21 protein-coding genes are annotated in these 22,677 nt (G+C 53.1%); 10 read left to right on the forward strand and 11 right to left on the reverse strand.

Translation table 11 applies throughout. The annotated features are described in order from the left end of the window. Position 1: 1 nt before the first annotated feature. Positions 2 to 391, reverse strand: a complete 390-nt coding sequence (locus Poly51_RS16805; RefSeq protein ID WP_315853671.1) for a helix-turn-helix domain-containing protein — start codon at positions 389 to 391, stop codon at positions 2 to 4. An 81-nt stretch (positions 392 to 472) separates the two neighbouring features. Here Poly51_RS16805 and drmD point away from each other — a divergent pair, with 81 nt between their 5' ends. From drmD to Poly51_RS16820, 3 genes are read left to right on the forward strand one after another with little or no spacing between them, the layout of a single operon-like run. Further along, positions 473 to 3,115 (forward strand): DISARM system SNF2-like helicase DrmD, encoded by a 2,643-nt coding sequence (gene drmD, locus Poly51_RS16810; protein ID WP_146458935.1) that lies wholly within the window; start codon positions 473 to 475, stop codon positions 3,113 to 3,115. Further along, positions 3,102 to 3,440, forward strand: coding sequence for a hypothetical protein (locus tag Poly51_RS16815; protein WP_146458936.1), 339 nt, complete (start codon positions 3,102 to 3,104; stop codon positions 3,438 to 3,440). The genes drmD and Poly51_RS16815 overlap by 14 nt, the downstream gene beginning before the upstream one ends. Then, positions 3,437 to 4,303: a hypothetical protein gene (locus tag Poly51_RS16820; protein ID WP_146458937.1), complete on the forward strand. Its 867-nt coding sequence runs from the start codon at positions 3,437 to 3,439 to the stop codon at positions 4,301 to 4,303. The genes Poly51_RS16815 and Poly51_RS16820 overlap by 4 nt, the downstream gene beginning before the upstream one ends. Here the strand turns inward: Poly51_RS16820 and Poly51_RS16825 are convergent. The 3 genes from Poly51_RS16825 to Poly51_RS16835 form a co-directional block, all read right to left on the reverse strand. Then, entirely contained in the window at positions 4,259 to 4,918 is a 660-nt protein-coding gene (locus Poly51_RS16825) for a hypothetical protein (protein WP_146458938.1), read from the reverse strand. The two genes, Poly51_RS16820 and Poly51_RS16825, sit on opposite strands and share 45 nt — an antisense overlap. Continuing rightward, positions 4,893 to 6,086: a hypothetical protein gene (locus Poly51_RS16830; RefSeq protein ID WP_146458939.1), complete on the reverse strand. Its 1,194-nt coding sequence runs from the start codon at positions 6,084 to 6,086 to the stop codon at positions 4,893 to 4,895. Before Poly51_RS16830 ends, Poly51_RS16825 begins: the two co-directional genes overlap by 26 nt. A gap of 728 nt (positions 6,087 to 6,814) precedes the next feature. Next, positions 6,815 to 7,048, reverse strand: coding sequence for a hypothetical protein (locus Poly51_RS16835; RefSeq protein ID WP_146458940.1), 234 nt, complete (start codon positions 7,046 to 7,048; stop codon positions 6,815 to 6,817). Between the two features lie 164 nt (positions 7,049 to 7,212). On the opposite strand from Poly51_RS16835, the gene Poly51_RS16840 reads away from it, so the two are divergent. The 7 genes from Poly51_RS16840 (at position 7,213) to Poly51_RS16870 (ending at position 14,205) form a co-directional block, all read left to right on the forward strand. Next, on the forward strand, positions 7,213 to 8,790 hold the full coding sequence (locus Poly51_RS16840) for a hypothetical protein (protein ID WP_146458941.1): 1,578 nt from the start codon (positions 7,213 to 7,215) through the stop codon (positions 8,788 to 8,790). A 518-nt stretch (positions 8,791 to 9,308) separates the two neighbouring features. Continuing rightward, complete coding sequence (locus tag Poly51_RS16845) at positions 9,309 to 9,860, forward strand: hypothetical protein (RefSeq protein ID WP_146458942.1); 552 nt, start codon at positions 9,309 to 9,311, stop codon at positions 9,858 to 9,860. Between the two features lie 137 nt (positions 9,861 to 9,997). Next, positions 9,998 to 10,264 carry a hypothetical protein gene (locus tag Poly51_RS16850; RefSeq protein ID WP_146458943.1) on the forward strand — a complete coding sequence of 89 codons (267 nt, stop codon included), beginning with the start codon at positions 9,998 to 10,000 and terminating at the stop codon, positions 10,262 to 10,264. A 144-nt stretch (positions 10,265 to 10,408) separates the two neighbouring features. After that, positions 10,409 to 11,245 carry a M23 family metallopeptidase gene (locus Poly51_RS16855; protein ID WP_146458944.1) on the forward strand — a complete coding sequence of 279 codons (837 nt, stop codon included), beginning with the start codon at positions 10,409 to 10,411 and terminating at the stop codon, positions 11,243 to 11,245. Positions 11,246 to 11,440: 195 nt separating this feature from the next. Next, positions 11,441 to 12,280 carry a 2OG-Fe(II) oxygenase gene (locus Poly51_RS16860; protein WP_146458945.1) on the forward strand — a complete coding sequence of 280 codons (840 nt, stop codon included), beginning with the start codon at positions 11,441 to 11,443 and terminating at the stop codon, positions 12,278 to 12,280. 57 nt (positions 12,281 to 12,337) lie between these two features. After that, a complete protein-coding gene (locus Poly51_RS16865; protein ID WP_146458946.1) occupies positions 12,338 to 12,985 on the forward strand; it encodes an alanyl-tRNA editing protein in 648 nt (215 codons plus the stop codon). An 860-nt stretch (positions 12,986 to 13,845) separates the two neighbouring features. Continuing rightward, on the forward strand, positions 13,846 to 14,205 hold the full coding sequence (locus tag Poly51_RS16870) for a hypothetical protein (RefSeq protein ID WP_146458947.1): 360 nt from the start codon (positions 13,846 to 13,848) through the stop codon (positions 14,203 to 14,205). Positions 14,206 to 14,209: 4 nt separating this feature from the next. Here Poly51_RS16870 and Poly51_RS16875 read toward each other — a convergent pair whose 3' ends face one another. The 7 genes from Poly51_RS16875 to Poly51_RS16905 form a co-directional block, all read right to left on the reverse strand. Further along, on the reverse strand, positions 14,210 to 14,632 hold the full coding sequence (locus Poly51_RS16875) for a hypothetical protein (RefSeq protein WP_146458948.1): 423 nt from the start codon (positions 14,630 to 14,632) through the stop codon (positions 14,210 to 14,212). Positions 14,633 to 14,641: 9 nt separating this feature from the next. After that, positions 14,642 to 14,893, reverse strand: coding sequence for a hypothetical protein (locus Poly51_RS16880; RefSeq protein WP_146458949.1), 252 nt, complete (start codon positions 14,891 to 14,893; stop codon positions 14,642 to 14,644). 94 nt (positions 14,894 to 14,987) lie between these two features. Beyond that, a complete protein-coding gene (locus tag Poly51_RS16885) occupies positions 14,988 to 16,802 on the reverse strand; it encodes a sigma 54-interacting transcriptional regulator (RefSeq protein WP_146458950.1) in 1,815 nt (604 codons plus the stop codon). Next, positions 16,799 to 18,556, reverse strand: coding sequence for a PEP-utilizing enzyme (locus tag Poly51_RS16890; RefSeq protein WP_146458951.1), 1,758 nt, complete (start codon positions 18,554 to 18,556; stop codon positions 16,799 to 16,801). The genes Poly51_RS16885 and Poly51_RS16890 overlap by 4 nt, the downstream gene beginning before the upstream one ends. Next, complete coding sequence (locus tag Poly51_RS16895; RefSeq protein WP_146458952.1) at positions 18,553 to 19,509, reverse strand: PEP/pyruvate-binding domain-containing protein; 957 nt, start codon at positions 19,507 to 19,509, stop codon at positions 18,553 to 18,555. The genes Poly51_RS16890 and Poly51_RS16895 overlap by 4 nt, the downstream gene beginning before the upstream one ends. 11 nt (positions 19,510 to 19,520) lie before the next feature. Next, positions 19,521 to 20,840 (reverse strand): PEP-utilizing enzyme, encoded by a 1,320-nt coding sequence (locus tag Poly51_RS16900; protein ID WP_186775617.1) that lies wholly within the window; start codon positions 20,838 to 20,840, stop codon positions 19,521 to 19,523. A 338-nt stretch (positions 20,841 to 21,178) separates the two neighbouring features. Continuing rightward, the gene (locus tag Poly51_RS16905; protein WP_146458954.1) at positions 21,179 to 22,483 is read right to left on the reverse strand and encodes an NCS2 family permease; all 1,305 of its coding nucleotides are present in this window, start codon (positions 22,481 to 22,483) and stop codon (positions 21,179 to 21,181) included. Between the last annotated feature and the right edge of the window lie 194 nt (positions 22,484 to 22,677).

A 22,677-nucleotide genomic window follows, 5' to 3' on the forward strand; every position in this document is an offset into this window, starting at 1 on the left:
GTTAACTGGTTGTTCTGTGTCTTCGCGGTCGTTCTTCGCCAGACAGTTCCTTCGCAAGCGAGTCGAGCGAACCATCATCCAGCGTCGCAACCAAACGAAACACTTCCGGATGTTCACGGATGCGTCTGCGCAAATCGTCGGGCACCTTGTCTGCCAACAGCAACAATTCGTCCTCGTCCGCTTCCAGTTGCTCCGACAACTTGTGGATGAACTTCGCGCTTGGATAGTCGCCGAAATGCAATGTCTCGTTCTCAACTTTACTGATGTACGAGATGCTCACGCCTAGTTGCTCAGCCAATTCACGCTGGGTGAGCTGTCGTGCGCAACGGATTTGCCGAACTCGCTGGCCAAATTGCATTGGGACATGCCTCGCTGATTGTTGACGCGTCATCGAAATGCTATCCTTTGCATACTTTTTGGTCAACCATTGTTGAAGGCAAAGCTCAAGCCATACGCGGAGGGGCAAACGTACATGTCGACAGTCGAAATGGATGCGACACGTCCAGAGGTCGGGCAGGCGGTGCAGGTTCGCAATCGCTTAGCAACAGTGCGCGCCGTTGAACCCTACGACACACGTGGAAAACAAGGACGTTTGCACATCGTCGAAGTCGAATACCTCGACGACTGCCGATACCCCGAATCGGAACAAGTGCTTTGGGAGGTCGAGGCCACCGCGAAAGTCCTTGGCAGCACATCGTTGCCGGGAGTGGATGCCAATCCACCAGATCTGCCGGTGTCGCTGCAGTCATTCGTCAATGCTCACCGATGGACGCGGTTGAATCGGCTCCGCGAAACAAACGACATCAAGGACGAGCCGATTCTTGGCGTTTGGAATTCAGCGATTCAGGTGCATCCGTACCAATTGGAACCGGTCATCCGAGCGCTCTCGATGCCGCGAGTCAGCCTGCTTTTGGCCGATGGCGTCGGACTGGGAAAAACGATTCAGTCTGGCTTGGTGCTGGAAGAGCTACTGCTCCGTCGTCGCATCCGCCGCGTTCTGGTCATGTGCCCTGCCATGCTGCAACGGCAGTGGAAGATCGAATTGCAACGCAAATTCAACCTGAACTTCGAGATCATCGACTCTGACTCGACGTTCCAGCTTCGCCGCCGCATGGGGATCGACACGAATCCTTGGAAAGCGTTTCCCCGAGTCATTACGTCGATGGACTATCTGCGGATGCCTGACGTGCTGCAGCAATTCATGCAGGCGTCCCAGGTCGGCGACGACGAGGGTCAAGTTCTCGCACACGCACCATGGGATTTGTTGATCGTCGACGAATGCCATCACTTCGCCCCGTCTAGCGGCAGCCGGGCCAGCCAGCGGACCCGAATGCTGCGTGAGATCCGCTTCCTGTTCGAGCACCGGCTATTCGCGTCGGCCACGCCGCACAATGGCAAGACGGTCAGCTTTACGGGCTTACTCGAATTGCTCGATCCCGTGCGATTCCAAATGCACTACGAACTCGACGACAACACTCGCAGTGCGCTTCGCGATGTTCGCATCCGACGACTCAAAGACGATATCAATGCCAACTCACTTCATCCGCCGTTCGCTCATCAACATGAACCCGAATCGCTGGAGTACGACCTGAGCGACAAAGAGGTCGCTCTCTATGCGGCCCTGCGAAAGTATCGCAACCAAGGCGAAGAGGACCTGAAGGAAGCTACGGGCAAAGAGCGTTGGCTCGGTAAGTTTATTTACTCGCTGCTGACCAAGCGTCTGCTCTCGTGTCCGCTGGCATTTGCTCGCACGTGGTGGCGTCACGTCGAACCTGAACCGGAAGAATCCGAGGAAGATGATCTTGGGCTATTCAAATTGGCCGAAGTCTCCGCTCAACGCGCGGACGATCAGCTGAAAAGTGACGAAGAACGCAGCGTGCTCGAAGACGACACGGCCCGCTACGGAGGTCTGTGGTTTCGGAAGCATGGTGGCTTGACGAATGAGCTTCAAGACAACGTCGGCAAAGCACTCGAAGCACTCGGCTACGATCGCGAAACAGTCGAGGATGAAGCTAAGCTAGGGACGCTTGCAAAACGATCGGACTCGAAGACTGACCGATTGGTTCAGTGGGTCGAGGACCATCTGTTCGTCGACGGCAATCTCCGCGACGACGAACGCCTGCTCGTTTTCACCGAATACAAAGAGACACTTTTCTATCTCGAAGAACGTTTCAAACAACTTGGCTTCGACAAGAACACGCTGCGGATGCTGTTCGGCGGAATGAACGCGGGAGAGTTTGAAAGCGTCAAGAATGATTTCGAGGATGCCGCTGCACCGGTCCGACTGATGCTGGCGACCGACGCCGCCTCTGAAGGTATCAACATGCAGGAGGAATGTCGGTGGATTATTCACTATGACATCCCCTGGTCGCCGTCCAAGCTGCAACAACGAAATGGCCGCGTCTCGCGCCACGGGCAAATGCGTGACGTTCATATCCATTACTTCCGCAGCGGCGAAGACGAAGACTCTGACTTTCTATTTAAAGTTGCCGCCAAAGTCGAGCGTGTTCGCCAGGACCTCGGCAGTGTTGAGCGAATCTTTGAGGCAGCCATTCAGCGGCACTTCAGTGGCCGTGAAACGTCCATCGATGCAGTCAACAAGCTCGTCGACCAGACGATCGAGCAGAGTCAGCAAGCCGACGAACTTGGCCAGAGTAGCGGCGGCGACATCGCCGACCTCACGCGTCGAGCACGCGAGTTGCTCGAAAGCACCGACGACCGGCTTGGCATTTCGGCTGAGGGTCTGATCGAGATACTGAAAACTTCGTTGACCGTTGAAGGTGCCGGCAGCCTCGATGAGATCATTGATCGGCCCGGATTCTTTCGGCTTCGGCCACCACCGCGTTGGGAAGGGCTGGCTAAGCAGTCATTGTCAGTTGGCCCGAAGTCCGATCGCATGGAGATTGTCTTCGACGGTTCACTGGTCGAGCGTGAGAAGGACGGACGCCGGATTATGCGAGTCGATCGGCATCAATGCCTGATGCGGTTGGGGCACCCGATTATGCGGCAGGCGATGACAACGCTGTGTCGCCAGTTGCACGACCCCACTTCCAAGCAGCCGATTTTTCGGTGGAGCGTCGCCGGGATGCAAGGAAGTGGCTTTGAGGCGTTATAAACACCGACTTGCCGAGCTGAAGAACCGCAGCCGGGACAATGAGTTGCAAAAACTGGCCGAACAATTGGCCGAGGAAGAGCAGGAATCGCTGATGAACCTGTTTGAGGAAATCAGGGAGGATGCAAAGTCACGTGCGACCAACATCGAAGATCAAATGCAGGTGTTGCGGCAAGATGTCGAGCGAACACGGATTACGCTGGAAGCTGAACAAAAGCGTCGCGTGAAAGAAGTGCTGCCCAATCGCTTCGCAATTCGTGAAGTCCGCGTTCTGCCGTTAGCCATCAGCTATGTCGTGCCAGCGACAGCGGAGGACATGAAATCATGAAAGGAATGACCGCAGTTGCAAACGAATTAACGATGCAGAATGTCACTTTTCTTCTCGAAGATGGAAAAGCTGAAGAACCGCCGTTTATCAATTCAATTGAATTCAATCTGAAGCAGAGGCACCAGGCTAAAGAGCTTTGGTTGCCCAATCTAGCGCACAACGATTTCAAGACAATTTTTGTTGCTTCGGATTTTGGTGGTGATCACCAAGAATCAGAGTTTAGGACGTATTCGTTTGTCTTCGCTGGCTACGAGTTTCTCGGTCCTGTGTTAAACCAGTTCAAGCGAATTCGGTACCGGCACGGTCTGATTGAACCATACAGGGAAATCAATTTCAAAGAGTTTCGATACGGCCCGATCGGACGCTGCGTCCCCGATTGGCTCCAAGCGTCGAATTGCATCACCGGGCTACTCTTCACGCTTGTTGTCTCAAAAGACTGTAAGACGCTGTTTGGTGTTGACGATGCGAAAGTGCCGAAGCAGCTTGCGAAAATGATGGAAGACTTAGGCTTCGGCTCCTGGTCTCCAGACGACACGGAAAAAGTGCTCCGTATCGTGCATGTCATCGGATATTTTCTTGGCCTGCTTTCAAGGCCAGGGCAGAATGTCATTTGGATGTGTGACAACGATAGCATCGCGGCAAATGCAGATCGAGTCGAGCAGCTAAGAAAGCTGTTTGCATTGCGACTCTCACAATACGGCCACGGCCAGTACGGAGAGGTTGCTCTCGCGTTTCCGTTTGAGAAGACTGAGGAATCCTTTCATCTATCAGAGTTCCTGAGTGTCGTCGATCTATCAGCCGGAAGTATTGCAGAATTACTAACGAGGCGAATCGGTAACTTCGAGACCGAGAATTCGCTGTAGTTTTGAACGTGCGTCGTCCTGAGCGACCAACTCGAACCGGTCGCTCAATCGCAACAAGTCCGCAGCCGATGCGATTTTCCCATCGGTTCTCTCCAGCCAGACCGTCGCGGCGGTATCGAGAGAACGATTGGTCGGCAATACAAATAGAAATGGTCCCGAGGCATCACGTGCCACCTCGTCAATCGCTCGAACCACATCGGTGGGATACTTGCGAATGCAAAGATAGACGGGAAACGCCTTGAAGCTGGCCGGCAGTTCGCCGATGCGACAAACGTGGTACGTCCTGCCAAGCATCTCAAACTTAGGCGACCATCCAAGCGATTCGCAGATCTCCTTCGCTAACAATCGCACGTCGATTCGGCGCAGCAACGCATTGGAGCGTTGAAGCACACGATGCTCAAACGTCTCTTCGTTTAGCGCGATGACCCGATCTTCGTACTCGATGACTTTCCACAGGGCGGAATCACCAACGAACCGAACGCGACTCGCGAATTTGTTCGTCGCGATGAAAAGGCGGCTCAGCGGCTCGAACTCCGTTCCAAGCCGCTGCTGCCAGACTTCGGCAACTTCCATGAGCGATGCCGCATCCTCAAGCGCGCGCCAAAGCCTTGTCATCGGCATCCTTCTCGACCTTTGCACCGGAACGGATGATGAACTGTCTCAACATCAACCATTGCTCGGCTGTATCGGCGTTTCCGTCACGTGTGTAGCACGCAGCATTTCCGGCATAGAGCTTGACTGTTCTCCACGCCCGCGTGCCGCGAAACTTGATCTTGAACGTCGCGTCGATCAGTCTTCCCTGAATAGTTAATGCTTCGCCACGTTCACGGAGATCCTCGATAATGTCGTCGGCACCGAAAATCGCGTAGGCGTTGCGGCCTCCGCGATCGACGCGGTATTGCGTGAACAAAATTCCTTCGATGTCGTCGATGTCACCCCATGACAACGCGTCCTCGCCCAGTTCTTCCAGTGGAGCCAGCGTAAAGACGTTCGAGTCCGAAAAATACTCGGGATCGTCGAACAGCAAGATGCCGAACACACGTTGATAAATGGGCAACGCACGCCTGATCGCCGAATTGCACTGAAGGACGTGATCCCCATGCTTGAAGATCGCAGTGTCTTTGCCGGCGGGACGAAAGTGAAGGTTGCGCACGGAGTCGTCTTCGATTGCCTGCTTACGTTGAAATGGATCGCCACGCTGAATCGACACTTGGATGCGATCAGCAATGTGGCGAACGGACAATTTGCAAAACGTGCTGCGATTATTCCCGCCAAACCAGTCGCTCATTTCACTGGTTGCGCGATCCACTCGCTCTGGCGTCAGTGGCAAGACATCCTTTCGGTTTCCCACTTCCGGCTGGAAGCAATCCATCCGACGTGGCGATTTCCAGGTGTACCAAGCGTGTTGGTCTTCGACGATTGACGGATCGAAAAGCCAGACTTGCACGGCAATGTCGGCTGGTGAATGATCGACGGTCGCGTCGTACGACATCCCAGCCTTCATGGCGGCGGCGAGCAGGGCATCCATTCCCTGCGGTGTCGCCATTTCGTCGATGTAGCCGATTGCGTTGAGCAAATCCTGCGGCGCGGCTTCGTCCGGCGTCTCCAGAATCTCAGCCAGCAATTCGAGGTCGAGCGTTGCCGCTTGCCGGGCCGACGGCAGCGACAACCCTCGACCGCGGAGGTAGTCGGCGTAGGGCTTGAGTAGTGCGAGAAGTCGTTTGGTTTCGATGGTTCGGACGATGTCCGGATTTGTCAGGTGCTTGGGGTTGAAGGCAGCCATTCTTGGTCAATCATTCCGCTCACGGTGAGTACGCTTCCCTGGAGACAGTCAAGTTTCGAGCCAGACAATCCGGTTGCTAGCAAATGCGACGAGTGCATGCCTATTTAATGCAACGGTTGTGACACGTTAGGTCCACGCCACAAAAGAAGTCTTTAAGAAAGTCGATTAGCACCGAAAAAACCAGTGCGAAAAGAACGAGCCAATCTCGTCCGCACCTAACACCGAACGCAGTTTGGCCGATCTGTTCGTGACGTTGGTTTGTCCAACGGACTCAGTTTGGCCGTGACGTAACTCGCGTCGAACGATAAAGCCGACGCAGTTTAGGAACTTGCCTAAAATGCATCGGTCTGTTGCACGTCTGTTGCACCTCTGCAAGTTAGCGCGTTGCCATTGTTCGGGCGGTTTGTCCAACCTGCTGCACGAAGCAGAAATTGGAACTGCGGTCGGTCGTTTTCACCGACGCGCGTTAACCCAACAGCAAGACCCGGCTGTTAACCTTGGATAGACGGTCCAGATAGCTCCCCGATCCGTACTCTATGCGGACATCGGGGCTTATTGAGGTAGGTGCCTTTCGTATCAACAAGTTACGTCGATCAGCGAGAGTCGAGTTATACCCTTGGAACGCGATTTCCGCCATTCCGAAGCCGAAATGCGAACCGCAGAAACCAAAGCGAGATCGCCTACGGTTGGCGCGATATTACCAGTCTCTGCTCGATTCTGGTGAGGTATCAACGAGGGCTGAACTGGCCCGGTTCCTTGGCGTCAGCAGATCCCGCGTAACACAGGTGCTCAATCGCCTGAAGTTGGATTCGGGCGTCAATGGCGAATCCGCGTAGGCGATCGTCGGTGGCTGTGGTGGCTGTGGTGACTTTGTCGACGACCGTCCGGCAGGTTTGTTCGACGTCGTTGCGACGGACTGCTGGCGTCTGAAAGTCAGACAACATTGTCTGAAGAACAGCCATCGAACTCGTCTTCTGACAGTCGCCTTCACGATCTCCAACCAGCTAATGTTCGCAGTGCCCGCGAACTTCATGTCGCCTCAGCCGAATGCTTTTGTTTGGTACGTCGTTCGCGATCTGACTTGTTGATGTCGTGACGAACCTACCGCAAACAAGGCCACGGACTGATGCTTCAGAATGATTCTCGCCAGTTGACTCAGATCAAGCTCGGCATGGACGAACGCAGCGTCAACGATAAGGTCATCAGAGCTTTGGCGGACCGCGGGGACATTTACGTAAACGGCGGTTACCTCTGTACGCTGGGTACTGATTCGGATGACCGCGTAATCGTTCGACGACTTCATCGAGCGTCAGTACGCGAGACTATTAGCCAGACAGTTCGATTTACGGAAGTACTATCGCGAAATGGGAAGGAGCACCCGGTCGCCCGCCGTGTTCCCAAGTGGTGCCACGACGCGATTCAACAGCGAGGCGAGTGGGATGGTATTCCAAGCCTTCGCGGGATCGTAACCTGTCCGGTGTTGAAATCGGACGGCACCATTCTGCAAACCGAGGGATTTGATCCGGAGAGTGGTTTGTATCTCGATCTCAAAGAGGCCTTTCCGTCAATCTCCCAGAACCCGGATCGAGCGACTGTCGAAGCTTCGGTCAAGATGCTTGCTGATGTTGTCGACGACTTTCCCTTCGCACAACCTGTTCACCGAGCCGCTTGGCTCGCTTTGGTACTCACGCCGATTGCCCGCCAGGCCCACGACGGCGTCACCGGTCCGCTGTTCTTGATCGATGCCAACACTCCCGGCGCGGGTAAGACTTTGCTTGCCGATATCACCAGCATCATCGTGACCGGTAAAGATGTCGCACGGATTTCTGCACCGGCGAGCGACGAAGAGGCCCGAAAGAAGATCACGACACTTGCCGACAAGGGTGAGCAAATCGTCTTGATCGACAACATCGCTGGTGCGTTTGGATCATCTTCGATTGACGCGGCGCTCACCGGAACGATGTGGAAAGACCGGAGGCTCGGTTCACAAGAGCTGATCGAAGCTCCTTTGAACATGACTTGGATGGCAAGCGGCAACAACGTCGCACTTGCCGCCGACACGGCGCGACGGGTTTGCCATATTCGGCTTGAAACATCTCACGAAAACCCGGAGGAACGTACGGGATTTCGTTATCCGAACATCAAGGAACATGTCAAATCGCAGCGACCCGGGCTGCTGGCAGCAGGCCTCACCATTCTTCGAGGCTACATTGCTGCCGAACGCCCCAACCAGAGCCTGAAACCGTGGGGAAGTTTTGAATCATGGTCTGACTTAGTGCGTAATGCGTTGGTGTGGGCGGGAGAGCCTGATCCGGGTGAAACGCGGCAACAGATTCGTGTATTGGCGGATAATGACCGCGATTCCCTTCATATGATGATCGAAATGCTGGAGACCATCGATCCGAATGAAAATGGTCTGCAAGCGTCGGAGTTGCTGAAGATCGCGAAGGGTGAAACCGGTGGGTTCGATGACTGCGAGGTCGAACGGCTTTGCGAGTCCATTGAGTCGCTTTGCGAACAGTCGATGAAGAGCGTTACCCCCAGAAAACTCGGAGTTCGTCTCTCCCACTTCCGTAATCGCATCACTTCCAACAAACGACTCGACTTCCGGACAAGTCGTGGTGCTCGCTACTGGTTCGTTCAGCCGATCGAAGCGGAGGGTCGCCGAAGTCCGAGCGAGCAACATATCAACGAACAGTCGTAGGTGTCGCTGCTCAACGTCGCGGTGTCGGACGCGGATACAGTCATGTTTGAAATTCATGCGTGGCTGGATCTGCCGAACGGAGAACCGTGGACGTCGAATCAGAACGATGGGCGATCGACTGGACGGTTCATTGTCGCACGGGTGTAGGTTTGCCAGACAGACGGTGTCTGATCGTCTCACAGTTCCTCACGTGATCGTTGTCATGCTCAACGCGACCAATGACCGTTAAGAAAAAATCTCGAAATGCATAGCGTCGGCAAAAAAGCGAGTGTTGCTCTACCGTACTCGAAATGGAATCAGTAACAAAAAGTTTTGGCACGGAGCATGCATAAGAAATAAGGCAACAGCCAGGCACTCTGTGCTAGGCAACCTACGCGAACAACGGCCTGCGGGTCGTTGAGTAATCCGGAACAGAGTTTGAATGCTCACGATTCCGGAATTAAAGCCTGGCATTGTTATCCCAATCCTCGATTCGACCCGTCGTTCGTAATTACTCGGATCGGCAACGTGGTACGGAGGTGGATATGGGACAAACGACTTTTCAAAAGAAGTGGGGAGCGAACGAAAGAGAGTTCGCCACCGCAAACGCAGACCGTCGAATGCGCCTGCAATCGACGTGGGTCACTAATGCGCTCCGTCACTTTGATCTCGATGAGCTCGACACGGCGAAACGCTCGATTAAACGTGCTCAGGAAATCGCAGGAGTCGACTTGTCGGCACGTTTCGCGGCGATCATTACTGACAGGATCGTTCGTGAAGCTTCAGGCGACATTCCTGAATTCGACGAGTCGATCAAGCTCCTGAAACTCCTGAACGAGATCGACGCAATTGATATTCAGCGGGCGATTTCCGAATCCTTCGCCAGCGACGAACTTCAACGTTGGCTGAGACGGTCTATCAATGCCGGATCATTTCGGATCTGGGAATTGGTGAACGAACTCAAATGCCACCGTTGCGACGTTTCCGAAGAAGTAATGGCTGCTTTCGAGCGTGTTCTTCCTGATGTCGCACCCAAACGGCCTTCAGTTCTGCAGAAGGCAATCAACACGGGGCTTGCTGAACCCGTGTGACGGACTGGCTATAGCAGGTTGGTTCCCCAACCTCCGATTCTGCAGCCAGAACAACCGCACTGACCTCCCCTTTGTGGGTGAGGTCGAAATTTCGCCACTCGTTGTCGGTCAGGCAGCGACCTATTGAGGAGCCACTGATGTGGAAGACCATTCGGTGGCCGATTGCCGCCTTCATCCAACGGCTTAATTGTCGAAAGACACTGAGCGAGATTATTCGAATCGGCAAGGATCACGGAATGATCGTAATGCTGCTGATGATCACGACAGAGCTGATCGAATCCCTCGTGATTCCGATCTTACTGTTTCGAGCCGGCCATCCGGAAATGATTCCTTTGGCTTTGGCAATTCATACAGAACCACTCGTTCTGGCCGCATACTTCGGCATCAACAAGTGGATTAATTAGTAAACCCTGAATCCGAAAGGAGGTGAAAAGGCAAGCACAAACTGGAGTTGCTGAGCAAACGTGGGCTTAACACAAATGACTTCCGCCGAGTGACGACGTCCCAGCCCAGACGTTCGATCTCGGCTTTTTTATTGGAGAATATCCATGAGAAACCTATTGGCGATCATCTTGATCGCCGGGTCGTTGACGACCTGCTGTCAGGAAGCGAACGCGTTGGATAACAACGCACAACTTTCCTTCCTGCTGACTCACGGTGACTATCACGTCACTCAAGAGTACCTGAGTTACTGGAGCGGTAACCCGACGCCAGACAACCGGCACGCCGGTGTGGACTTCGCGACCCCAACTGGCACGGTGATTTACGCACCGGTCAGTGGAGCCGTGATTAAGGTCGGCGGCTCACTGGGCTACTGCACGCTGTACAACTCAACGCTCGACGTCAGCATCATCTTCCTGCACCTTTCCACCATCAATTACTCCGTCGGTGACACCGTCAACGTCGGAGAGATTATCGGTGCGGCGGGAAGTGCAGGAACCGGTGGATCGCACTTACACATCGAAGTGCGTCCCGGCCGCAGGACTCACGCTGTCGGGCCAACATCCGGCAGCAGCACTGCTGCTTTAACGATTGACCCGTTGGCTGCGTTCTCAAACTCGTCAGGCAACGGGCTGACTTTGTATGAGACTGTTCACCTGAGCGGTAGCGGCGACTACGAGATCTTCTACACCGAGTATTACCACCCGGGAGAGATCACGGCGATCGTCAAGAACTCGGGAACGCTCGACGCGGACCTGTATTACTACAGCTGGTCTGCCAACAGCTGGTATCCGCTTTCTGCTTACGACGGAAACGAATTCTGGACCATTTCAATGGGAAGTGGTCAGCCGAATTCAACATACCCGTTGTACATCGCCGTCGTGGCATGGTCCGGCAGCGGGACAGCGGAAGTGATGTGGCACTCGTCATCGAGTGCAGAATAAGCCGCATACGTTTGCGGCTTAAAAGCGACGGCTCGGGGGTGGTTTGACGGCCTGACCCCCAAGCCGCGGGCTTAACGAACTTCGGGAAGTCCCGTGCGTCCGCCGTTCACCATCGGCATTCTCAACATGTCGCGAGCATCTGACAAGTCCGCATGTTGATGGCGCATTGGTCTTCCCTTTCTTTGGAGATTTCCGATGTCAATTATGATTAATGACCTTCCTCGAACCGATGACGAAAGCGCTTTTGTAGCTTGCGTTGAAAACTCGGTATCGCGGGAAAACCTTGAAGATCTTGTTGCTGGCAACGTGATTGCAATTCGGCAGCAGGGATATTGTTTGCCGAAACGTTGCGAGAGCATCGCTGCTTCTCTTCTCAAGCATGAGATGATGGATGGATATGTCGTTGATCCACGTATCCGTCGTTGGGGTGGTCGCTCAGGCACGTTCTACGACACCTACGTCGATCCGAGCCTTCTTGAAGAGTACTTCGTGAATGCTCAAGTTGTGATGCAGGGACTTCGAGAGGCGTGTGGATTCGATTCCCCGATTGATCGGCTCCACGCCGAACTCGATGAGGCGTCGCCAGCCGGAGCAACCGTTGCTCGATTTGGCAAACGCAAGATGGTTGCCGGAACAGCGCGCGAGTTCCGGGTTGGGGTCGGTGCAGATCCGCATGTTGACTCACTGGGCTTCGACTCCTGTCGTTTCCCAGATGCACCGAAGTTGGATTGCCAGCTTTCCGCGAACATCTATCTGCAGCCTGCGGAAGATGGTGGTGAGCTTGAAATCTGGCCACAACGAATCACGTGCACGGACACACTGGAATCGTTGCGAGATCCGTCGAGTGATTATGGCTTGGACCGAAAGAAGCTCGGCGCACCAGCCGTTCGCATCAAGCCAGAACCGGGTGAACTGGTGTTGTTCGACACGAATCACCCGCATGCTGTCTGTGCATCCAAGCGTGGCGTTCGCGTCACGTTGTCGCTGTTTATCGGACTTGTCGACTGGGACAGTCCGCTTCAACTTTTCAACTAGTAGTCAACCTAAATCTGCGGGGTCGAAAGGCCCCGTGGATTGAAAGGACAAGTTCAAATGACAAAAGCAATGAACCTGATTGGTGATCAACGTGTATGTGTGGGCGTTGTAACCGAAATTACGAACGATGATGGCAAGTACATCGTCGAATTTGACCAGACGGTCTTCTGCCCAAAAGGCGGTGGACAGAAGTCTGACATCGGTACGGCAGGAGAATCCGAAGTGATCAACGTCCTTAAGGGCGAAGGTGGACGAATTCTCCATGTGCTTGATGCAGAACCGCGCTATTGCGCCGGCGACGAGGTCGAACTCAAGGTTGATCCCGACCGCCGCGAGCAGAATAAGCGAAACCATAGCGCCGGTCACGCGATTGCTGCTGTGACGGAGCAGTGCTGTCCGCAACTTCATGCTGTCGGTGGTCACCACTACCCCGGAGAAGGGCGAGTTGAGTTTGAAGGCGAAATGCCGGCGCTCGATGGGTTGCTCGAACGGTTGACTTTTGCAGTCGACGAGTTGATCGAAAGAGACTGTGAGATCTCGATCGTTGGCAAACCGTTCGAATCTCGGGCAATTCAGTTTGCAGGCTTTGAAGCTGTGCCGTGTGGCGGAACACATGTTGCGTCCACTAGCGAGTTGGCGGGCCTCAAACTCAAGAAGCTCAAAGTTAAGAACAATCGGCTGCGAATCAGTTACTTGATTGACTGACCCGAAGCGAACATCACCAGCAACTTACGGGCGGCGAGGAATCTCGCCGCCCGTTTTTCTTTGGACGGAGAGTACAAAATGAATCAACATCGATATTTATGGGATTCGTCCCTCATGGGTAATGCAAGAGTGAAAAGGATCGGCGGGTTCGGTGAGTCGGAATTCGACTACCGACCATATGTTGTGTTGGACCAGACGCTTTTTCATCCAGTTCGTCCAAACCAAAGTGATGACCGAGGTGAAATTGCCGGACTACCCGTTGTGGCAGTTCGGCAGTCCCGAGGCGGTGAACTTCAACACCATCTTCCGATTGAACCCGACTTCAGGATCGATACGGCAGTGACGATGAACGTTGATCCTGTGAGGCGGTGTAAGCTTGACTCATTACGGCTGTCCGCAGACCTGCTCGCAGGCCTTGCTGAGAGCATTTTTACGAATGTCAAAGTCATCGGAATTGACTATCGACCGCACCGCTCGCGAGTTGAAGTTTCTTCTCGGTATTGCGTTCCCGGCTGGTCGGACGTGGAAACTCGCCTTCGCCAGCGGCTGGCCGACGCCCTGACGAGCAGCGTGAAGGTTGCGACACGGATTCCATCGGCGAGCTGTGAGTTCTGCCGAGTCGCGATCGGCGGCCTGCCGGAGAGAACGTCACACGGAACATATCCCCAGTCAACGAACGCCCTCACTGTCAAGCTGCTCGGTGGGAATGCAATCGGAGGACGGCTGCATATTCGGTTCGACGCCAGTTCGGAACATGGAAGCAACAGCGTTGAGTGTGGCGAGCAATCGTAGCCCGCCAATTTCTTCTTTCTTCTTCTCTTGCCTCCCGTATTGGGTGGCCAATCAAAAGGAGGTGCCGAATGGCATCTACACAGCAATTTGCTGAGGGAACTTCGGATGCCGGCACTTCCGATCAGCAGTGGATCAAGTTCCTGTCGGGATTGCCGACTGACAAAGAAGAGCCGGAGCGTGCACGGAAATTTCGTGCCGCGGTGCAAGAAATGAGCTTGGCTGGCAAGGCCGATGAACTTCGGAGCCTTTACGGCCACGCGTCGAAATGTACATTCGACCTACATGATTCCAACATGTTCGCTTATGCGGTCGAATTGCTTGACGACACCACCATTACCGCAATGACGTGTGAATTGCGTCGCATTGCAGATCGGTGGCCGACTGGCTTAGTCGGACCGGTCACTAACCGGCTGCAAACCAATTTATAATTCGCTAACCCCCAGCCATCGTTCGGCTGGGGGTTTTCTTTTTTGCGCCGTATTCACTCAAAAAGGCAGCGACATCATCCGACAGCATGATCGGAAGCACGTCAGCATCATCTGGATTACGGAGGTGACGGGTGGTGACCTCAAACATAAGCTTGCCGACGAATCCCGGAAAACCGGCCAGATGATCACGGAACAGATCAAAGACCTTTCGTCCGTCATCCAGGGTCAAACAGGTCAAGGTATAAATCCGCTTCACCTTTCCCTCAGGCGGTCGATCAACCGACGGAATTCCAGTTGCTTCTATAGATTCGACGGCCTGAGCAATCAGGGAACTCAAGGCAAATGTGAAGGTCGCACGCTTTGTATTGGCCTTCTGGGACAGCCGACAATCGAACTTCGGGTAATCCGGATGTCGGAGGATGCCCATTCTTCACATTCAAGCGGACAACATCGTCGGCAGCACACACTCCTCCTCCATCACGCCGCGAAATCGTGAATCTTGGGCCAACGTGCCGTTCAGCCATTCCCACAACTCTGCGTCGTGGTTCTTAGTGTGGATGGTTCCACGCCATTTGCTTTCGACCACGTTGACGTGCCGAACGAACGAATTCCGCTCAACGCCACGTGTTTCCATCGCGTTGACCGACGATTCTGAGATATTCTCACCAGATACGTGTAGCTCGAACAACGCAAGCACCTCTCTCTCTAAAAACGCGACACACGCATGAGTTTTCGCAACGGATTGTTGTTCTCGCCGCTAAAGGCCGCTCTTGTTCTGAGACTCATTTGCTTTCATGCGACTTGCACCACTTAGTAATCTTGGTTCGATCTGTCTTGCCGAGAAGGCGAGCCATTTCCGTCCGCACCCCTTTTGCCGCCTCGTACGCCTCTAGCATGGCGGCCTCCTCAACTATTGCCAGTCGTTCGTCGAGTGGCAGTCCCTTCAGATCGCTCAAATCAGGCCTAGAACTAACACCCCCAGTACTTGCTTCAAGCTGTGAACGTACGAGTTCCGCGGATATGACGCCTTCGTCTGCCAGCAAATACAACTTGTCGACGACCCAGTTCAATTCGCGTACATTGCTGGGCCAATGATATTTCACTAGTTCGGCGACAGCGTCCGCCTCAATTCTGATGTCTGTATGGAGCGCAGCCTGCTTTAATGGCGCAAGGAAGTGGTCCACCAAGTCAGTAACGTCATCTCTTCTTTCGCGAAGCGGAGGTATATTGATTTCAATCGGTGCTGCTTTGCGAATCCTATCACGAAAGTCGCCCTTAAATTTCTCTGCAGCGACCAAAGATTCGAGGTTCTTATTTGTCGCAAATACAAAACGTGCGTCGCACATCTTGTAGTTGGATTCGCCGAACGGGCGAAACATGCGATCATTTAAAAACCGCATGAGCCGTTCCTGGTGAATCCACTGCACCTCCGCAATCTCATCAAAGAAGATCGTCCCGCCAGCTGCCTCTTCGACCAATCCCCTTCGTGGCGAGACATGAGGTATTGCCCCAGGCACAACACCGAAAAGAATGTACTCCACCTCGTTGGTGTTCTCCGGGAGATTTGTGCAGTCCACGATAACATACGGCCCTGACGCTCTTGGACTGACCTCGTGCACGAACCGAGCGAGTCTTTCCTTTCCTGTGCCTGGCTCACCGTAAATAAAGACGCCAAACTGTTCCAATGGTGCCGTTCTTCTGATCTCAGTTAGGGCGGGAAGCATTCCCTGACCCACTATCCCATCGCAATCGACAGTTCCATTGTTGGACATTTGTCGCTGAGCGAACTGCTTGAAAGAGAACCGCGCGTGATGCACAACGGTGTCGACGAACGAATGGACATGATGCTCCAACGACTCGTAGTCCAACGGCAGTGGTCGGTCAGTTTCAGGAGCTCTGTGGGAATTGACGTGCCGCCATTTCACTAACGCGGAATGGATATCGGCATGTTCGCCCTCGATTTCGTCAAAAGCGATAGTAACGTGAGTTGCTCCCTTTGACTCAAAATCGATGAGGTCGCGCTGAACCAGTGGCAGGTACATGTCGAACAGTAGCCCACTGAAGACCTTATGGAATCTAGCTTCGTTGACCTCACGAGGTTCCGCGTTCGCGAAAAACTCTCGAAGTTCTGGAAACTTCTGAATCGTTGTGTCAGCGCCCAATGAACGAGCAAAGCTTCGTAAGGAATCAACTCCAAACTTCGAGATGACGGCGATCGACAGATTTCGGTATGCACGGGGTGCAAGCTCAATAAGTAGCCTAAGACCATCTACCAGAAAATCATCGCGAACTCGGTCAAGCACGTCCTCGGGGCAAAGCAACAGCGTCAGAAAATTATGTGCGGTTCTGTTATTGTGACTTTCGTATTGATCCGTCGGCCTGCGTTTCCATAGCAAATCAAGAAACAGGCAGGCATGATCGTATGCCATTGCTTCGGAAAGTTGTGTCGTAACCCATGCCAGCACATCCTTGAATCGAAACTCGCCTTCGAATGCGCGCAATTCCCAATCGACACCGTCATAGGATCTGACGGCCCTTTCGAGCAGCTCTCTTTGTTCGGGGCGGTCTTCGACGATCAGACCGAGAACGGAAGTCATGGCGTAGTCCGCTGGTTCGAATTTGCATGGGCGGAATTGATCAGGCGGTATGCCCTCATTGCCGCGTTCATATAGTAACCGAGTCGATTCGGCCTGAAGTCTGCCAATGTCACAGTTCGCTCAAGAGTGACTAACGTGCTGTTCTGAAACTCAACGCCCTTTGCGATGCACGACGATCGCTTTTGACTGAACAGCTCTTGAGCATCCTCTAAGTCGATGCTTAACAAGCCGTCCAACTCGTCCAAGGCCAAAGAGTATTGCAACAGATCATCATCGCAGCGAACCATATACATGGCATGGTGCTCGTAGTTTTTTCTTTGACGAGGAAGGTCAGTGCATTCCTGTTGCCATCCGAAAGACTCGCAGTCATTGGGGGCAAATGATTTTCCAAGTTCCTCCTCCACTTCTCGGAATCCGTCCAGAATTCCTTCTCCAGCCGTCAAGTGGCCACTTGCGGTCACATCCAGTAGCCCCGGGTAGTCTTCAACTTCGCTTGATCGCTTTTGAAAAACCAATCCAGGTTGAGGACCGCATGAAACCACCCAAAAGTGAAATGTTTGATGCCACCAACCGAATCGATGAGCATGAGATCGCTTTCCGCGACCGATCACATTCCGATTTGCATCGCAGATGTCGAGCTCTTCATCGTCGTTACCTGATTCAAACGTGTTGGCGAACCGCACGACACCTCTAGTTGGATCGGTCGAATCAACCATAATCGGCTCTCCGTCTTCAACGAAAGCCGTGGCGAGTTGCGTGCCGACGATACACGGCTTCTTGAATTCCCGGCTGACGGTAGCTGCATGACATGCTGCTCCTCCTTCGTCCGTGATGATTCCTCCACACTTCCGAACGAGACTTGTCAATGTGGGCAATGCATCTGGTGCTACGAGTATGTCGCCTTCATTGAAGGTAACAACATCTTGCGGGCTTCCAGTCACTACACGTGCAATTCCTGATGCTACTCCTTGAAATGCTACGCGGCCAATGAGTTCTCCAGCCTGCTCGTCACTTCCTTGCTCTTCGAGCGATTTTACTACGTCAAGGTTGTTTCGACGCCACACTATCTGTTCTTCGCCACCAAGGTTCTGATAGACGAAAACGCGCCCGTCGTTTCGTGACGCGATCCGACCCGCGATCTGTGAGTATTGGTGCCGTTGCAACTCGTTGTAAGTGATGAATTCCACCGAGTTTGCCGGGTAAGCAACGCCCGCATTCTGCAGATCCTGAACCGCGATAGGATAAAGAACGTCGGTTATTAGGCGGTGGTAGTGCGAGACCAGTCGAAGATCGTTTGCGAATTCTAAATGCTCATCGCTTTGTAGGCGCAGTCGCTCATACGCCCTAACAGTGCCGTCAGGAATCACAGTTGCGTGAATTCCGTGCCGAACGAAGAACTCAAAAGCTTCACCGAAGTTTGAGTACGCCCCTGAACCTGCCGCGATCGCAGATTCCGCTTGTTCATTGAGCAACCTGGCGGATTCAAGAGTCTGTGCGAGCACGCTTTGATTCTCGGTGACCAGTTGATCGAACCCAGACTCAGAGGCCGCTAATTGATCTCGAACTCGGTATCTCCGGACAAGCGATTGCTTTGTCTCAACGAAGAGCGCATCGGTCATCCTGACACCAAGCAATTCTTCTACCAGTGGGGACGGGTGCCATGCGTACCAAAGCGATGCTCCGAATAAACTTACCGGCCGCGTCAGCCGATGCTGCCACTGTCTCGAAGTATCAAACGGCAACGAGTTACTCATCCTTGGCCTCCTAACGTCGTAATTGGGCGACTCTGAAGGATGTGCAAAGTTCCGTCTTCAACTGCCCATTCAACGTCGACAGGGATTTCAAACGTGCTTTCAATTTCGATTACGGTATTAGCAACCTCTTCCAGCGTTGCGTCAGACAGCTTCTGTTGTCGAGCCGATTCAGCGGGAAGCTCCACCCAATCAGTTTTCCCCTGGACTGTTCGCACCAACTTCTTCCTCTGATTGCCGACATGCTTCTCAGTTAAACCTTTGGCTGACTTACTGAACACGTACGTGTCCGGGGTGATAGCACCCGAAACAACAGCCTCGCCCAAACCGAATCCAGCCTCGATGACCACTTTGTCGGCGTCGTTAGTCACTGGGTGCACGGAGAATGCGATACCGGACACATCGCTATTAACCATTTCTTGAATGACCAAGCCGACACTGCAATCGTGAATATTGAAGCCACCGTTGTGGCAGTAGCTAAGCGCGCGTGTGGAATACAGAGATGCCCAACATGCCCTTACCGAGTCAATTAATTCGTCTCGACTGGTGTTGAGTTTTGTCTCCAACTGCCCTGCCCACGATGCTTTTTCCCCGTCTTCCATGCTTGCACTCGATCGCACAGCCACGAACTCCGCTTCGAGCGAATCGAATTCTCTACAGAGCTCATTTGACACTTGCTCGGGAACGACCATCCCGTAAAAGTATTCGCCAATTCTCTTTGACGCGTTTGAAACACTCGCAACATCCTCGTAGTCAGCGATTCGCTCCAGTTCTACCGCAATTATCTTGTCCAGGCCAGAATTACACACTGCCAGCGAGTAGGCATCGGATGTCAATACGAAGCCAGTTGGCACGCGAAAGCCAGCGTGATGTAGGCGTGATAGCCACGCACCTTTCCCGCCCGCTTTCACGCGTTGCTTTTCGTCTGACTCAAAAAGTGGTGCCACAATTCTCATAGGGATTGCCTCTAATCGTGTGTCCGTTCGATTCTTCGTACCACACCGTTAACAGCATCGACTTCAGCAACATCGCCAGACTTAAAGACTCTTGTCGCAATTTCGGTACCCATAACACAGGGGATGCGATGTTCCCGAGCAGTAATCGCAGCGTGGCACAACATCCCGCCGTAGTCAGTGACAATCGCTCCGCACTTCTTGATCACTGGCATGTAGTTCGGATCGGTCATCGAAATGACGACGATGTCACCTTGCTCTACATTGGGCATGTCGTCTTCACAGTGCAGTACGGTGACTTTGCCGGTTACATGACCTTCGAACGCCATTTTGCCTGTAACCTCAGAGAAGGACGAGTAGTCTCTCTTGGTCAGTTTCGCGTTGACTTCTTTCAATCGATCTCCCGACAGCATTTCCAGTTCGCCATCAATCTTCACGACGGCGAAACTTTCTTTTCGGTCCGACAACGACAGCGCATCGACGGACCTTTCGCGGATTGCTGACACGATCTCTTTGTCCGTCAAAAGCATTAACTCATCTACCGTGACTGATACTCGCTTGCCGATCTCCACGAACATTGGCCGGAGGTTCGTCCAAGCGATATAGTACGAATCGACTCGCACCGGTTTTAGGTATGACAGATCCTGGGCGATGTCGATGTAAAGAAGAAGTTGCTTTTCCGAATGCAGTTCGCGCTGCAGTTTCTCACATCGCTGTTGAAGCTCGTCATCCCTCGCCGCGAGTGTTCTCAATTCTGAAGCACAATCTCGAGGCTGCCACTTCCAGCCTTCCTGCCCTTCTTTCTTCCATTGACCTAGCATCTCCGCGATGCGGCAGTAGAAGTAGGTATGGTCATAGGGGTCGCCAATGAAATGGTGTGTACTGATCCACTGCCATTCTTCGAAGTGCTTTTTAAGTCGCTCCTTCGTCTCGTCCGGCAATCCGGATTGAATCGCCTCAGAGATCGCCTCCGGCAGCGCATCACCTTCATCGGTCGGACTCGGCACTTCAATAGTTGTCCCTGTGGCCTGTAGCTCCGCAACAATTTGAAGCAGTTCTTCCTCCTCTTGGTTCATCCCAATCTTCTTCTTTGGGATGTTTAATCGCTTGATGTAATCATCCATCAACGCAAGCGGTTCACCCCGTTTTTCGAGAGCGCTGGCGAGCAGTTCGCGAATGCGAGTTTCCAACAAACCGCCCACCAGCTGATACCCTTCAAGCACCGGTTGAGCCAGATTCACTGTGCGGTACCAACCCTCGAACACTTCGATGAGTTCTTCATCTGTTTTCTCCGCAAAGTCGCGGGCAATGAACGGCTCCGAGTACTCGATCATCTGGTTCGAAACGTCAGCCACGATCCGCTCGTAGTCTCGAAACCAGAGCGGATTCTTCTCAAGGTTCGCGGTGAAGAAAACCTTCATCTCCTCGAACTCTGTTCGCTCAAAACAGTATTCGTAGTCGAGGAAAAGAAACTGACGAAACTCAAAATCGAATCCGAGTGTCGCCTGATTGAATTCACGTGTTCGTCCGGAAATGTTCGAGTACGCGAAGAGTCCAGCTTGGATCCAGCGACCAATCTTTACCCATTCACGTTCGTTGATCGCTGTGGCAAGCTGTTCGACCGACATGGCCATGATTCACTCCGACGAGTTATCAGTGTGTTGAAGGATTATTAGACGTACTGAAGCACGACGCCGATGGCCAACAACACAACAGACCCAAGCAGGTAGGGATTTGGAAACTTGCGCTCTTTGACGACTTCTGCAATCAAATAGATCCCGAAGCCCGCAAGCATCGCCTTCTCAAGCGAAAACGTAAAGACGACAAGAATGGGCATGATCACCGAAACGGCGATGTCCAACTTGTTATATTTCTTGAGGATTTCGAGCCGGGGACAAAGTTGAATTCCGACGACGACCAAGGCGCCTGTGGTCGCGACTACCGGGATGAATTTGAGAAACGGGGTGATAATTAGGCAGCTCAACATCAGCATCCCGCAGACAATGGCGGTAATTCCAGTTCGCCCGCCTGCACCAATACCAACAGCACTTTCAACATATGTCGTCACGCTTGTCGTACCAAGGCACGAGCCGCCCAACGTAGCAATACCGTCAACCGACAGCGCTTCTTTCATACGCGGTATCGTGCCGTCGTCTGACGCAATGCTTGTATTAATCGTTAGTCCAATGAACTTCGCGATGCTTCCATAGAAATCAACAAGAAACAGAACGATGATCGCAATGATAATCTTTGGATTGGTCCACAGCACAGAAATGTCGAGCTTGAAGATCCCTGAAAACATTGCGGAGGAAAGCTCTGCGGCCTTTTGTTCTTCGACGAGTCCCATGTAGTTGCAATAGATCGCTGCAAGGATGATGCTGACCAGCACGGCCGCTCGGAACTTCACCTTTTGAAGAATTAGAATAAGTCCCACGCCGAGATATAGTGCAATAGCTTTGTGAGATGTAAAGTCCCCTATTCCGTTCACGTAGATCCCGTCGAAGGTGAGTAGCTCGGAAAGCTTCAGCCCAATCAGGATCAGGAAGACGCCAACACTCAAAGACAAAGTGAACTTCATCTTGTCCGGAATTGACTGAATGATTTTCGTTCTTACGTTAAGTAGGGTCACGACGATGAAGAGCACTCCCGACCAAAAGACGGCCCCCAGCGCCTGTTGCCAGTTGAAGCCCATTGCGCCAACAACGACGAACGCGACGTACGCATTCATTTCGAGTCCGGGAGCCAACGCGAACGGGTGTCGTGCCCACGCGCCCATGACAAACATTGCCACTGCCGAGGTGATGACGGTTGCGAACAAGACGAAGCTCTTGTCCATCCCGGCCTCCGCTAAGATTGCTGGGTTCACGACCACGATGTAGGCAAGGCTGAGAAACGTGGAAAGGCCCGCCAGAATCTCGATTCGCAACGAAGAACCAAGCTTTTCGACCTCAAAGTACTGATTTATCTTCTCAAGCATCAAATTCTCCCAGTTTGACAAACGCAGTGCGGATTATGCCCGACGATGATGTTCGCCCACGCAAACGCCGTACCTTTAATGATTGCATGGGAAACTGCAGTTCGTTCGTGTTGTAAAAGCATCGTGCGTGCTGGCCACGTGTCTGACGATCAGACAGACGTGTCTGACGATCAGACACTCTCGGATTCTAAGGA

This window comes from Rubripirellula tenax (assembly GCF_007860125.1).
In the GTDB taxonomy this organism is placed as follows: domain Bacteria; phylum Planctomycetota; class Planctomycetia; order Pirellulales; family Pirellulaceae; genus Rubripirellula; species Rubripirellula tenax.

Excerpts from the sequence above, each read along its gene's own strand:
- Poly51_RS16805 (WP_315853671.1), bottom strand. The coding sequence starts at position 391 with ATGACGCGTCAACAATCAGCGAGGCATGTCCCAATGCAATTTGGCCAG.
- drmD (WP_146458935.1), top strand. The coding sequence starts at position 473 with ATGTCGACAGTCGAAATGGATGCGACACGTCCAGAGGTCGGGCAGGCG.
- Poly51_RS16820 (WP_146458937.1), top strand. The coding sequence starts at position 3,437 with ATGAAAGGAATGACCGCAGTTGCAAACGAATTAACGATGCAGAATGTC.
- Poly51_RS16825 (WP_146458938.1), bottom strand. The coding sequence starts at position 4,918 with ATGACAAGGCTTTGGCGCGCGCTTGAGGATGCGGCATCGCTCATGGAA.
- Poly51_RS16830 (WP_146458939.1), bottom strand. The coding sequence starts at position 6,086 with ATGGCTGCCTTCAACCCCAAGCACCTGACAAATCCGGACATCGTCCGA.
- Poly51_RS16835 (WP_146458940.1), bottom strand. The coding sequence starts at position 7,048 with ATGGCTGTTCTTCAGACAATGTTGTCTGACTTTCAGACGCCAGCAGTC.
- Poly51_RS16840 (WP_146458941.1), top strand. The coding sequence starts at position 7,213 with ATGCTTCAGAATGATTCTCGCCAGTTGACTCAGATCAAGCTCGGCATG.
- Poly51_RS16850 (WP_146458943.1), top strand. The coding sequence starts at position 9,998 with ATGTGGAAGACCATTCGGTGGCCGATTGCCGCCTTCATCCAACGGCTT.
- Poly51_RS16855 (WP_146458944.1), top strand. The coding sequence starts at position 10,409 with ATGAGAAACCTATTGGCGATCATCTTGATCGCCGGGTCGTTGACGACC.
- Poly51_RS16860 (WP_146458945.1), top strand. The coding sequence starts at position 11,441 with ATGTCAATTATGATTAATGACCTTCCTCGAACCGATGACGAAAGCGCT.
- Poly51_RS16865 (WP_146458946.1), top strand. The coding sequence starts at position 12,338 with ATGACAAAAGCAATGAACCTGATTGGTGATCAACGTGTATGTGTGGGC.
- Poly51_RS16870 (WP_146458947.1), top strand. The coding sequence starts at position 13,846 with ATGGCATCTACACAGCAATTTGCTGAGGGAACTTCGGATGCCGGCACT.
- Poly51_RS16875 (WP_146458948.1), bottom strand. The coding sequence starts at position 14,632 with ATGGGCATCCTCCGACATCCGGATTACCCGAAGTTCGATTGTCGGCTG.
- Poly51_RS16885 (WP_146458950.1), bottom strand. The coding sequence starts at position 16,802 with ATGACTTCCGTTCTCGGTCTGATCGTCGAAGACCGCCCCGAACAAAGA.
- Poly51_RS16890 (WP_146458951.1), bottom strand. The coding sequence starts at position 18,556 with ATGAGTAACTCGTTGCCGTTTGATACTTCGAGACAGTGGCAGCATCGG.
- Poly51_RS16895 (WP_146458952.1), bottom strand. The coding sequence starts at position 19,509 with ATGAGAATTGTGGCACCACTTTTTGAGTCAGACGAAAAGCAACGCGTG.
- Poly51_RS16900 (WP_186775617.1), bottom strand. The coding sequence starts at position 20,840 with ATGATCGAGTACTCGGAGCCGTTCATTGCCCGCGACTTTGCGGAGAAA.
- Poly51_RS16905 (WP_146458954.1), bottom strand. The coding sequence starts at position 22,483 with ATGCTTGAGAAGATAAATCAGTACTTTGAGGTCGAAAAGCTTGGTTCT.